Here is a 12690-nt window from a genome sequence, read left to right on the forward strand (position 1 = left end):
TACAATATTTACATATTTTGTTTATTTATATTATTTGATGCAAGTAATTTATTAACTTCTTTTGCCTTATTATTTAACCGGACAGCATTATCGCCGGGCATTCCTGGAAATTTAGGCCACATCCCTTGCGCCATCGCATTCAAGCTTTGAGAAGATGAAGATGCTTTTTGCTGATATATCCAATAATTACGCAATACAGTCGCAACATAAGCGCGGGTTTCTGCATATGGTATAGATTCAATAAAAAGCAGTGGGTCGCCATGATCACGGTCTTTCCAACGGGGCAAGGCAGCTGGACCCGCGTTATAGGCTGCAATGACTTTGGGCAACAACCCGCCTGTGTAGCTCGTATCCCGTAGCCATTCGATATAGGCTTGACCATATTCAAAGCTGATAGTCGGTTTATCAAGATCTTCTATATCAATATTTGTAGCATGTTGTTTAGCGACCAAACGAGCTGTTGCAGGTGTAATTTGCATAACACCTCGCGCACCTTTGTTGCTAACGGCTCGGCTACGGAACTGGGATTCTTGTAAGGCATGTGCATAAACAAGATAGGGATCTACATGCCAACCGCTTGCAGGAGCCCAATTTGGAGAAGGATAACGTGCATCAACATCTGCAGAAAAACCCGCGGGACCATGATGGGCTAACCACAATTGTGCCTCTGGTAAACGAAGATAAGATGCTAAATGAATTAAATTGTTATGGTCTTTAGGGTCGCCTAGTCGTGCTTGGTGTTTTAAAGTTTCACTGGCAAGTTGATATTCGCCAATTTGGTTCAACGCAATGGCTATTCTGATATTAGGCTGTGTTGTCAAACATTTTAGCTCGTCTTCAGATAAGGCGACAGGTCGAACAGAGGACTTAACAGTTTTTCCTAGGGCTTTTTCTGCCAAGAGACCATAAAAAGTTTCTGGCATGTGGCTAGCTGAACGTAATAAATTTTGAGTATATTCAGGGTGCCCTGATGCCATCGCGGCTCTGGCTTCCCAGAATAGACCTGCAGCCTTCATTTCTTTATTTTCGCTATAGGATGCAACACGAGAAAAAGCCTGCATAGCCGCTGAAAAATCTTCTTTTTGCCAATCGGCTAAGCCTTCAACCCAGCTTGCATCAGTTGTCCAGCGCCCAGTGCCATTTTCGGCTTGAACAGCTAAGCGGCGCGCGGCATCATCATTACCATTTAAATAGTAACTCCATGCAATACGTTGAGCCCATTCGGTTTTGATATCATCAGATAAATTTTGTTGAGAATCTTGAAATAAATTTTCAGCCTGATCAGAAGCATCGGCTTTTATTAAAGGCAGTGCTTTAGTTTCAAAGACCATAGCTGAACGGTTTGTAGCATTGTGGTGATTAACAGGCCTTTGTGGCGCGCCTGATAAAAAGAATAAATTATTTTTTTCTGGCAGTGGTGGAAGTGTTTTTACACCGTGGTTGTAAGCAAGACGTGCCAAAGCCTCACCCTGAGGTAAGTAAGGTGACTTCTGAATTAAATTGATAATATCATCTGGGCTGACTTTAGGTGAATTTTTTGCCAAATAAAGTTCAGCTGTTACAAAACCCGTTAGTAGGCCGTCTGGATTCGAAGATATCCATTGCTGTGCAGCTTGCCAACTGCCATGGCGTATGGCCGAAAGGCAAGCCTTATATCCCTGTATCTCTCGTGGAGATAAAACTTCTTTTACATTATCTATTGGTACCACACGGGACACAACAACTTGCGAAAAATCGGTTTCGCTATTTTCTAATGCAATATCATCATCAGAAAGAAAACCAGGTTCAATAACAGGATTTTTATTTGTTACTGTTGCTGCAAACGCGGAGGGTGTAGGAGGGAATAACAAAAAAGACATCGCCAAACTACAGGCTGTTTTAAAATACCGTTTCTTCTTATAAGAAAGAAGATTGATATTGCCTTTATTCGTCTGCGGTTGTCTTTTCATCTATCTTCCCTTTTAATACCCTCAAATCTTTCCATGCTATGGCTTTTAAGGAAGGCGTTTCCAACAGCATTTTAGGATGCAGCAATGCGAATGCGTCAATATTATCATTATTCACTGTTATTGCGTGTATTTTTTTGCGTGCGTCCATGGTATTCATCTGTAACAATGCACGATTGGGCGCATCCCCTAAAAGAAGTAGATATCTTGGTTTGATAAGCGAAATATGTTGCGCTGCAATCAAAGTATAGTCATGAAAAGTTAGAGAATTACCTGCGGCATAGGACGATATTTTAACATAATCTATATGCTCAACAATCGGCGACATAGTCGCAAAATATATATCCTGCTTTTTTATAGATAATGTATCTAGCATAGCATGCAATAATCGACCTGCCTTGCCAGAAAAAAGTTGACCTTGAGCCATGTCCTCGGCTTCTGGAGATTCGCTTAAAACCATCAATTTAGGCGAAATCTTGACCTCAGAAAAAAGGCATTTTTCTCCAAAAATATTTTGAAGCCATAATTGAAAACTAGATATATTCTGAGGGATGTTTTTTATTAAAGATGGCGCTGATAATATCTCTTCATTCTTCTTAAAATTTAGCAGGTTATTTTTAGAAAAATTATTTTCTCTGATATTTTTATTGTCCGACGGTTTAAATAAAGAATTTTCTGGGTGATTTTTTGAAAACCAATTTTGAGGAATGTCTTGGGTTAAGATGTCAACACCTGCTTGCTGCCACCATTCCAGAAGACTTTTGAATGCCATATTCAGGGACCTAATTCCTCAAAACATAAAAATTCTGATCTTAAAGTTACTATCATTGCGGTAACTTATAAAATTGTCGATAAAAATTATTTATAAAACCCTTTTGAAAGTAGCATAATTTTCTATTATTCTTCCTTTCCTTTTAGGAAACCTTGTTAAATATACCTTAATATCAAGGTTAAAAATATAATCGTCCGGCTTGAAAATCTAATTCAGTCAATATCCTATTATCAGTAACCAACGATAACAATCTTCGCTATAGGTTGGATGATTGTTATATAAACCATAAGGATTATGGGGGAAATGTCAGAACGCGAATCCATGGAATATGATGTTGTCATCGTAGGGGCTGGACCTGCAGGTCTTTCTGCAGCAATCCGGTTAAAGCAGCTGGCGGAAAAAAACGATCAGGATATTACTGTTTGCGTTTTAGAAAAGGGGGCTGAAGTCGGTGCCCATATTCTTTCTGGGGCTATAATTGACCCCATCGCTCTCAATGAACTTATCCCAGATTGGCGTGAACGAGGCGCCCCATTGACTGTTAAGGTAACAGAATCCCCGCATTGGGTTTTAACGCCTAAAAAACATTTAACCCTGCCATCGATATTTCTTCCATCCTTCATGCATAATAAAGGGTTTTATACGGGATCGCTTGGTTCTTTATGCCGTTGGCTTGCCACAGAAGCTGAATCCTTAGGTGTCGATATTTTTCCCGGATTTGTCGCAGCAGATATTTTGTATGACGAAAATGACCAAGTAAAAGGTGTCATTACTGGAGATATGGGCGTCGGCAAAGATGGAAAAGCAAGACCTGATTTCCAGCCCGGTATGGAGCTACGTGGCCGTTATACCTTCTTTGCAGAAGGTGCACGTGGACATCTTACAAAAAGAGTCATTCGCAAATTCGAGCTCGACGCAGAAAGTCAGCCACAGGTTTATGGCTTAGGGATTAAAGAACTTTGGGAAGTCTTGCCTGAAAAGCATGTCGCTGGACGCGTTATCCATACACAAGGATGGCCATTAAAAAGTGAAGTCGGCGGTGGCTTTATTTATCACCAAGAAAATAATCAAGTGTCATTGGGCTTCGTTGTCGGCCTAGGTTATAGCAATCCTTATCTTTCTCCTTTCCAAGAGTTCCAACGCTGGAAAGAACACCCGTCCATTCGACCCTTGCTGGAGGGGGGGCGCAGGATTGCTTATGGTGCACGCGTCATTAACGAGGGTGGTTACCAAGCAATTCCAAAACTTATTTTTCCTGGTGGTGCTCTTATTGGGTGTTCTGCTGGTTTTGTTAATGTTCCTCGTATCAAAGGTACACATGGGGCAATGAAATCTGCTATGTTAGCAGCTGAAGCGGCCTTCGCGGCTATACAGAAAGAGACTCCATCTGATCTACTGCAAGACTATCCTGATAATTTTGAAAAAAGTTGGCTTGCTGCTGAGCTCAAAAATGCCAGGAATGCAGAACCTGCTATTGCTCATTTTGGTCCTTTAATAGGTTCTGCTATTGCAGGAACAGATCTTTGGATGAGAAGTCTAGGGATCAAATTACCGTTTACATTAGGGCATCGTCCTGACAATTCTACACTTGTTTCCAAAGATAAGGCTAAAAAGCTAAATTATTCTAAAGCTGATGGGACAATCAGTTTTGATCGTTTGTCATCTGTTTATCTCTCAAATACGCAGCATGATGAAAATGAACCTTGTCATCTAAAGCTGAAAGACCCTTCTGTCGCGATAAAGGTAAATTGGGAAGAATATGATTCTCCAGAAAGTCGTTATTGTCCAGCTGGGGTCTATGAAATCATAGAAGAAGACAGTAAGCCACGACTTCAAATAAATGCGCAAAATTGCCTGCACTGCAAAACTTGCGATATCAAAGATCCGACTGGGAATATCGAATGGGTAGCGCCTCAAGGTGGCGAAGGCCCAAACTATCCCAATATGTAAAAATACCAAGAAACAAAAAGGTCAGATTAAATAACTCTTGCCATGGTACTAGGTCGGAAGCCTATCTTTTTGGTAGAGTTTCGCCATGGCAAGAAACTTTAGTCTGTTTTATCAGTTATGACCCCACTTCCTCGTCTTATAGCGCTATCGCTATTATTCACTTTTCCATTAGCCTCGGCTTCTGCGCATAAAGTGAAGCAGTCCCCCCTTCAACGTTATGTAGAAGGGCAAGTGGCATCATTTTCTGGTAATCCAGATCTTGCCGCTCGCGATTTTTTCTCTGTTTTTGAAGAACATCCCGACGATGCTCGTCTTGCTCTAAAGACTTATCGTCAGGCACAAATCGCAGATAATACAAAAATAATATTATCAACATTATCCCATATGGAAAAAGATGGCTTCCGAACAGGGGATGGGCCATTCCTTATTCTGGCAAGAGCCGTTCAGCAGCATAAATGGAAAGAAGCCCATCAACTCATCGATCGGATGGAGCAGAACCATTACCCACTCTTTCCCTTTGCACCGCTATTGCGGGCATGGGTCAAATTCGGATCAGGAGAAAAAAATCCTTTAGCTGAATTAGACAAAGTAGATGCGTCGATACAGATTTTTGTACCCGAAACGCGTGGATTGCTGCTTCTGGCGATGGGGAAATATGATGAAGCATGGCCTTTTCTTGATCCGGTAATGGAAGGCGGAAGCGGTCGGGCAAACCATTTGCGAATTATTGCTGCGGGGATAATGTCGCACCGTAACGCTCCCAAATTTAGGGCTTTGTTGGAAGGTTCCAGTGCTTCTTTAGCGAAAGCTAGACTGCTGTTGGAAAAGAATCCTAAAGCATTCCCGACTAAGCTGACAGCCGAGCTTGGTCTTTCTGAATTATTTCTTCGCCTTGCCTCTTTTATGGGAGACAAGCAAAGTCTGATGAAGCCTATTGGTTTGGGGTTAGGGCGTGCATCCTCTTGGATGACACCCGATAATGCAGAGAGTTGGTTGGTCACAGCTGAAATTTTATCTTCTATCAGACAGTTATCAGATGCCAGAATTGCTCTTGATCATATTTTTGCCGACGATCCTTTTTATAATCTGGCTAATTCAATGAAAATATCGTTCTTCTTACAAGAAGGACGAAAGGATATGGCGCTCAATCTTGCTCGCCATGTTGTTGAGCAACCCGATGCAACTGTTGAAGATTGGTATAATTTAGCTGAAATAGAAGGCGATAACGGAAATTTTGAGGCAGCTTTATCCGCTTTGGCTCATGTTGAACGCGTAAAGTCTCAAGACTGGCAAATGTGGATATTAAAAGGCACTTTGTTAGATTCTGCTGGACGTTGGCCAGAAGCAAAAGCGGCCTATCAGCAGGCTGTTTCTTTGGCACCAGAGAATCCGATTACTTTGAATACCTTGGGATATTCACAATTGGAGAAGCGCGAAAATATTCAAGACGCAAGCTTGCTGATTATGAAGGCCTTGAAAGTGATGCCGCTTGATCCTGCGATTATTGATTCATTTGGTTGGAGCCAATATCTTTCTGGTAACATTAACACCGCGATTTTAGTTTTAGAAAAAGCCGTTCAAAATGCGCCGCAAGAATCTACTATTTCCGAGCATTTAGGCGATGCCTATTGGACGGCTGGACGGCATTTCGAAGCTCGCTATTCGTGGCAAGCCTCGTTAGTAACGGCAGAAGAAAAATCAATATCACGTATTAAGAAAAAAATAGAATTAGGTTTAACCTCTGATCTAGCTGCACCTTGAAAATAGTTATTTAAATTTATTGAGAATAAAAAACATTTAAACATATTAAATATTTTGATTTTTTAAAAAATTCTTTTTTTATAGTGTTATTTTAAATTAATATTTGCGCTTTATGTGAATTTTTTGCGAAAAAGATTCATGTGTTAATAACGGTATTTTATCTATTTTAAGCTACTCATTGTCGATTTTAAAAAATTCTGACTAAAGTTGTTTAGAAAACAGATGCAGAGTTTTCCTAATCCGTTATAGCCCTATTTTAAGAATGTTACGTCATTATTAGGAAAGTTTTTGCGGTGCCCAAGCTAACAGAAATAGCCTATGCCAAAATTAATCTGGCGCTTCATGTGCGGGGAAAAATGCCGAATGGTTATCACGCATTAGAGACTATTTTTGCTTTTGCTAAAGATGGCGATATTCTCCAAGCCGAAGTGAATGATACAGAAGATAATTTAACGATTACGGGTCCTTTTTCAGAAGGATTAGAAGCCAATAAAGATAATCTTGTTTTAAGGGCAGTCACAGCTTTACGGCAGGCCTGTCCTAATAAAATACCCGCTGGATTTTCTATTATTCTTGATAAAAGATTGCCCGTTGCAGCTGGTATCGGCGGCGGATCAGCTGATGCTGCGGCTATGCTGCGGATGATCGGGCAACATTATCAAATTCCTCATGAACTGCTTTTATCCCTTGCTAATAGTCTTGGTGCAGATGTGCCTGCTTGTGTTGATTCCTGTTTAGTAAGAGGGGAAGGCGTTGGCGAAAAACTGACACAGATTGGTGACCGGTCTTTGGAAGAAAAACCCCTATTATTAGTAAATCCTAGAGTATCCTGTTCGACCCCAATGATTTTTAAAAACTGGGATGGTATTGATCGAGGCGCATTGGATAGCGATGGGTCTATATTAGGTGCCGCCCGATCTGGGCGTAATGATTTGGAGCCACCGGCAAGGAAGATATTGCCGATTATTGGAGAAGTCGTTGAGTGGTTACAACAACAAAAAGGGGTCAGTTTTTCTCGGATGTCAGGATCGGGAGCAACTTGTTTCGCACTTTTTGATGAAATTGAAGACCGAGATGCGGCCTACAAAAAATTGAATATTGACCATCCAGAGTGGTGGGCTTTGTCGTCATTATTACGATGAATCTATAACGATGATTAAAATTTTAAAAAATATTTAAAATATTGTAAAAATTAAAAGTAATTAATTAAAGTTAATCTAAATAAAAACCTTATAGATGATATAAGATCGTCTATAAGGTTTTTTGTGTTTTTCTTAAGCGTAAATCGATAGAGGTTGAGTCGTGTCTTATCAAGTTTGGCATGATATCATAGGAGGTAACTCTTCTATTTTGTTGATTGTTGATCATGCTTCAGCTTTTGTCCCTGAAGATATTGATTTGGGAATCGACAAAAGATTATATGATGAGCATGTTGCCGTTGATAAGGGCGTTCAGACATTAGGCGAGCAGCTATGTCAGGCGTTACAATGCAACGGGGTTTTTGCGGCTCAATCTCGATTGGTTGTCGATCTCAACCGTGATGAGAATGATTTTTTAGGGCTGATGCCCGCCATTTCTGATGGCTATGTCATTCACGGGAATACAGGCTTGACCGCTGATGAAAAAGAAGCCCGTTTGTCGCGTTTCTATCGTCCCTATCACCAACATATTGATGATATTATTCAAAAACAGCGACCCCGGCTGATTATCTCTTTGCATAGTTTTACGCCTTGCTTGAAAAGCGACCTAAATTGTTATCGACCATGGCAGATCGGTTTGCTCTACAATAATGATGACCGAGCGACACAGATTGCTATTCCGTTATTAAAGCAAGCCCACCTTGTTGTTGGCGAAAATGAGCCTTATTCTGGCCGCATTCTGAATACGACAATGAATCGCCATGCAGAAAATAACCGTATTCCTTACCTGCTTTTTGAAATAAGGCAGGATATGTTGGAAGAGGCTAATACAATCGGAAATTGGTGCGCAATTTTGAAAAAGGTTATTAACGAAACGCTTATCTCGTTAAAAAATAAGTGATAAATATTCGGTGGACACCACAGGTTAAAAAAACCATGTGTTTTAGCTTTCCACTTTTAATATAAAAATTAAGTTTTTTTATCCTGCTATTACGGGCATATTTCTTTTCTCTATCGGGAAAGAGAATAATTTTTATTACCCTTGTTGACGCGATAGATATCATCCATATAGGCGCTAAACATAAGATATTAAATTTAAGGTATTAGTTCGATATACCGGAAGATGCACAAACAGGGCTTTAAACCTTTTCTTGTCCTCAATTTGAGGCCTTATCCTTGCATCATAGCAAGGGTAGATGTTTATTTCTCTGTTATGTGAAATTATTACAAATTCCGGTGCCAGAAGTGAGCGCCATAGCTATGACTATATCCAAACTAGAAACATTGCCACAGCATGATCGTTCGATCAGATCATCCGCTCTAAATCCACGCCCTATTTTACGACTACAGGCAATGAGAGCGGCAGAAATGGCAGCTATGAAATGCGGTAGCTCAGTAGATGATTTAATGGAAAAAGCCGGTAAGGTTGCCGCTTCTATCACACGTTCTTTTGCTGGGAACATGCCTGCTCTGATCCTTTGTGGCCCCGGCAACAATGGTGGCGATGGATATGTGGTTGCCCGTTATTTAGCAGAATGGGGGATTCCTGTCTCGGTTGCAGCCTATAGTGAGCCAAAGACTGATGCAGCGAAAAAAGCCCGTTCTCTTTTCTCTGGTAAAGTTACTTCTTTGGATGAAGCCGAAGCGGCACCTTTGCTTATTGATGCTTTATTCGGTGTTGGCATGTCTCGGTCGTTGGATAATGCCCTATTATCAAAATTAACAGCTTTATCGAAAGCCGCCTCGTTGCGCATCGCTATTGACGTCCCAAGTGGGGTCGATACTGATAAAGGTAGTTTATTATCTGATATTCCGGCTTTTGATCTGACAATTGCTATCGGAGCATTAAAGCCGGCTCACCGTTTGGAACCGTCCGCAACTATTTGTGGTCGGGTTGCAGTCGGGGATATTGATCTGACCATATCAAATCCCGATCTGATTGAAATACCCAAACCCCGTTTGGCAGCACCAACACCTGCTGATTATAAGTATAGCAGAGGCTATGTTGCGATTACAGCTGGCGCTATGGCCGGAGCTTCGCTTTTGTCTGCAGTTGCCGCACAGCGGGCAGGGGCGGGTTATGTCGCTCTGTTAGGCGGTGAAACCATTTCTGGCCCCATGGCTTTGGTGCATCGTTCATGGAGCCGCGAAGCTTTAGCGGACGAACGTATCAATGCGCTTGTTATTGGCCCTGGACTAGGAAGAGATGAATTAGGCGTTCAACGCCTTTCCATGGCTTTAGACACCTCTCATCCCTTGGTATTGGATGCGGATGCATTATTTTTATTAAGCCGTGAAGGCTTGGATTGCTTACGGAATATCCAACAACCAACAATTATTACTCCCCATGAAGGCGAGTTTAAACGTCTGTTTGAAGGAATTAGTGGCGATAAGTTGACCCGAGTGACCAAAGCGGCGGCGTTATCGGGTTTGGTCGTCGTTTTGAAGGGGGCCGATACCGTTATTGCAACCCCTGATGGTCGTGCCGCGATTTCCCAACCTGCCGTTTCATGGTTGGCCAATGCCGGAACCGGTGATGTCCTTTCGGGTATCTGTGGTGCTATGTTAGCGCGCGGTATGGATCCCTTCGATGCCGCCTGTACCGCAGTGTGGTTGCATGGTGAAGCGGCACGCCTAGCTGGTCCCGGAATGATTGCTGATGACCTGATCCATCACCTTCGTTCAGCCTTTGTGGAAGTAACAGTAGCCTCATGAAAAAAATTATACGCTTGGCATCAAAGGGAGACGGTGTGACTGAAGATGGGCAATTTGTCCCTAATTCGGTTCCCGATGACTATATATCCGATGATGGTAAATTAGAATTCGGGGCGCATCATATTGAACCCGTTTGTCGGCATTTCTCTGTCTGCGGCGGTTGCCGTTTACAATATGCGGATGAAGAAGTTTATAAAAATTTTCTTACCGACCGGATAGCCGAGGCTTTCCATCAGCAAGCTTTATCGGCTCCCGTGTTAAAAACAGCTCATCTGTCGCCCCCGTATAGTCGTCGAAGAGTAGCCTTGAGAGCGTTTAAGGCCGGTAAAAAGCTGACCTTGGGCTATAACAAAACCTCTAGCCACCAATTGGTGGATATCGTTGAATGTCCTTTATTGGACAAAAATCTGTTTAAGGCCGCCATGGATTTGCGCAGTTTTTTGCAAAAATGGCTGGCTCCACGATCTTTAGCACAGATAGAAATGACGTTAGCAGATCAAGGAATTGACTGCTTGCTCGTTATGCCATTCCCTGAAACGCTTGAAGCAACCGAAGCAATTACCGCTTTTGCAGCAGAGAAAGGTTTCGCTCGTCTTTCAATCGACCAAGGCTATGGCGTTGAAACGCGTTGGGAATCGGAACGGGTTACTGTAACATTAGGCGCTGTACCTGTTGCGTTGCCCGCACATGCCTTTTTACAGGCGACCAAGGATGGCGAACAGACTTTAGTCCATATGGTCAAAGAGGCTGTTGGCGATGCCCGTTTTGTAGCTGACCTTTTTTCGGGTTTAGGAACCTTTGCCCTTTCTTTTGAAAAAGATAAACGCGTCTATGCCGCTGAAGGTATGCGTGATGCTGTTCTTGCTTTAAAACAGGCCGCAGCCCTTGCTGGAAAGGCTGTTTTTGTTGAGCATCGAGATCTATTCCGCCGCCCTTTACAAAAAGATGAGTTGGTTCGGTTCGAATGTATTATTCTTGATCCGCCAAGGGCTGGCGCCAAAGAGCAAATAGCCAATTTAGCCATATTGCCTAATGGACGGATTGTTTACGTTTCTTGTAACCCTGCAACCTTTGCCCGTGACGCTAAAACACTTTTGGAAGCTGGATGGGTATTGCATTGGGTGAAGCCAGTTGGCCAATTCCCATGGTCCTTGCATGTTGAAATGGTCGGACTTTTTACAAAAATGTAAAATTTATGGTATGATCTTACCCCAATATTTTATGGTAATAAAGGCAACAGCGGAATGCAAAACGATCAGGATTATGGAAATAAATTAAATCCTGCATGGGATGAAAAGGGTTTAATTACAGCCGTTTTGACCGATGCAAAGACCGGCCTTTTATTGATGGTCGCCCATATGAACAAAGAATCCTTTGAACTGAGTATGGCAACCAAAGAGGCTACCTTCTGGTCACGCTCTCGCAAAAAGATCTGGCGCAAGGGAGAAGAATCCGGTCATGTTATGAAAATACAGGAAATTCGTATTGATTGTGATCAGGATACCCTTTGGTTGAAAGTTATCCCTATGGGACCGGCCTGCCATACAGGTGCACAAAGTTGTTTTTATCGGTTAGTCGAAGATGGACATCTGGTAACAATACCCAAAGATAAAATATAAGAACCAATAGAATATAGGGGAAAAAGCATGGCAAGCCAGACGATTATGATCGTCGAAGACGATGCTTCTTTACGAGCGTTAATTGCTCGCGTGCTGAAAGAGAATGGCTACATACCTTGTCCAGTAGGCTCTGGCGAAGAAATGTGGGAAGAGTTACAAAGCCGAACGGTCGATCTTATTTTAATGGATGTCATGCTGCCTGGTAAAAACGGGTTGGATCTAACTCGCGAATTACGCAGCAACAGCCAATATATGGCAATTCCGGTTATTTTCTTGAGTGCGCGCGATGACGAAACTGATCGAGTTGTCGGATTAGAACTGGGTGGGGATGATTATATCCCGAAGCCTTTTGGTAAAAAAGAATTGGTAGCAAGAGTTCGTGCCGTTTTGCGACGCAGTCAAGCGGTTAAAGAAGCGGATGGGAATCCACAAAGTCACCTTATTCATTTTGAAGGCTGGGTACTTGACCCTGACCGCCGTGAACTTCATTCTCCGACAGGGGCTGGCGTCGAATTGTCAGGTGCCGAATTTGATCTGCTCTTATCCTTTTTACAACATGCACAACGAGTGATCGGACGCGAAAGGCTGTTAGAATTATCTCGCAGTCGGCTAAGCGAGGCTTCTGACCGAAGTATTGATGTTTTAGTCAGTCGATTGCGTCGTAAACTGTCTAGCCAAACAGAGGCTGGTGACATGATACGCACCATTCGCGGGGTCGGCTATATGTTTACAGTACCGGTTTCTCAGGATTGAGGTGGCCTCATAATCTTTTTCGGCAGCTTTCGCCG

At 42.4% G+C, this 12690-nt stretch carries 10 protein-coding genes; 8 read left to right on the plus strand and 2 right to left on the minus strand.

The window, feature by feature from the left end:
* Positions 1–8: 8 nt before the first annotated feature.
* Complete coding sequence (locus ZMOB_RS00765; RefSeq protein ID WP_014500352.1) at positions 9–1949, minus strand: lytic transglycosylase domain-containing protein; 1941 nt, start codon at positions 1947–1949, stop codon at positions 9–11.
* Positions 1924–2718, minus strand: coding sequence for a uracil-DNA glycosylase family protein (locus tag ZMOB_RS00770; protein ID WP_011241008.1), 795 nt, complete (start codon positions 2716–2718; stop codon positions 1924–1926). The genes ZMOB_RS00765 and ZMOB_RS00770 overlap by 26 nt, the downstream gene beginning before the upstream one ends.
* Before the next feature lie 303 nt (positions 2719–3021).
* Here ZMOB_RS00770 and ZMOB_RS00775 point away from each other — a divergent pair, with 303 nt between their 5' ends.
* The 8 genes from ZMOB_RS00775 (at position 3022) to ZMOB_RS00810 (ending at position 12655) form a co-directional block, all read left to right on the plus strand.
* Positions 3022–4668 (plus strand): electron transfer flavoprotein-ubiquinone oxidoreductase, encoded by a 1647-nt coding sequence (locus ZMOB_RS00775; RefSeq protein ID WP_014500353.1) that lies wholly within the window; start codon positions 3022–3024, stop codon positions 4666–4668.
* A 117-nt stretch (positions 4669–4785) separates the two neighbouring features.
* On the plus strand, positions 4786–6429 hold the full coding sequence (locus ZMOB_RS00780) for a tetratricopeptide repeat protein (RefSeq protein WP_011241006.1): 1644 nt from the start codon (positions 4786–4788) through the stop codon (positions 6427–6429).
* A 293-nt stretch (positions 6430–6722) separates the two neighbouring features.
* Positions 6723–7571: a 4-(cytidine 5'-diphospho)-2-C-methyl-D-erythritol kinase gene (locus ZMOB_RS00785; protein ID WP_014500354.1), complete on the plus strand. Its 849-nt coding sequence runs from the start codon at positions 6723–6725 to the stop codon at positions 7569–7571.
* A 160-nt stretch (positions 7572–7731) separates the two neighbouring features.
* Positions 7732–8469, plus strand: coding sequence for an N-formylglutamate amidohydrolase (locus ZMOB_RS00790; protein ID WP_014500355.1), 738 nt, complete (start codon positions 7732–7734; stop codon positions 8467–8469).
* A gap of 359 nt (positions 8470–8828) precedes the next feature.
* Positions 8829–10283 carry a bifunctional ADP-dependent NAD(P)H-hydrate dehydratase/NAD(P)H-hydrate epimerase gene (locus ZMOB_RS00795; RefSeq protein ID WP_011241003.1) on the plus strand — a complete coding sequence of 485 codons (1455 nt, stop codon included), beginning with the start codon at positions 8829–8831 and terminating at the stop codon, positions 10281–10283.
* Positions 10280–11473 (plus strand): class I SAM-dependent RNA methyltransferase, encoded by a 1194-nt coding sequence (locus ZMOB_RS00800; RefSeq protein ID WP_014500356.1) that lies wholly within the window; start codon positions 10280–10282, stop codon positions 11471–11473. The genes ZMOB_RS00795 and ZMOB_RS00800 overlap by 4 nt, the downstream gene beginning before the upstream one ends.
* 54 nt (positions 11474–11527) lie before the next feature.
* Positions 11528–11902 (plus strand): phosphoribosyl-AMP cyclohydrolase, encoded by a 375-nt coding sequence (gene hisI / locus ZMOB_RS00805; protein ID WP_011241001.1) that lies wholly within the window; start codon positions 11528–11530, stop codon positions 11900–11902.
* Positions 11903–11929: 27 nt separating this feature from the next.
* The gene (locus tag ZMOB_RS00810; protein WP_011241000.1) at positions 11930–12655 is read left to right on the plus strand and encodes a response regulator transcription factor; all 726 of its coding nucleotides are present in this window, start codon (positions 11930–11932) and stop codon (positions 12653–12655) included.
* Positions 12656–12690: the final 35 nt, after the last annotated feature.

This window comes from Zymomonas mobilis subsp. mobilis ATCC 10988 (assembly GCF_000175255.2).
GTDB classification, from domain to species: domain Bacteria; phylum Pseudomonadota; class Alphaproteobacteria; order Sphingomonadales; family Sphingomonadaceae; genus Zymomonas; species Zymomonas mobilis.

What these genes read in the sequence shown, in the direction of transcription:
- ZMOB_RS00775 (WP_014500353.1), top strand. Translation starts at nt 3,022, where the DNA reads ATGTCAGAACGCGAATCCATGGAATATGATGTTGTCATCGTAGGGGCT.
- hisI (WP_011241001.1), top strand. Translation starts at nt 11,528, where the DNA reads ATGCAAAACGATCAGGATTATGGAAATAAATTAAATCCTGCATGGGAT.
- ZMOB_RS00795 (WP_011241003.1), top strand. Translation starts at nt 8,829, where the DNA reads ATGACTATATCCAAACTAGAAACATTGCCACAGCATGATCGTTCGATC.
- ZMOB_RS00800 (WP_014500356.1), top strand. Translation starts at nt 10,280, where the DNA reads ATGAAAAAAATTATACGCTTGGCATCAAAGGGAGACGGTGTGACTGAA.
- ZMOB_RS00765 (WP_014500352.1), bottom strand. Translation starts at nt 1,949, where the DNA reads ATGAAAAGACAACCGCAGACGAATAAAGGCAATATCAATCTTCTTTCT.
- ZMOB_RS00780 (WP_011241006.1), top strand. Translation starts at nt 4,786, where the DNA reads ATGACCCCACTTCCTCGTCTTATAGCGCTATCGCTATTATTCACTTTT.
- ZMOB_RS00770 (WP_011241008.1), bottom strand. Translation starts at nt 2,718, where the DNA reads ATGGCATTCAAAAGTCTTCTGGAATGGTGGCAGCAAGCAGGTGTTGAC.
- ZMOB_RS00810 (WP_011241000.1), top strand. Translation starts at nt 11,930, where the DNA reads ATGGCAAGCCAGACGATTATGATCGTCGAAGACGATGCTTCTTTACGA.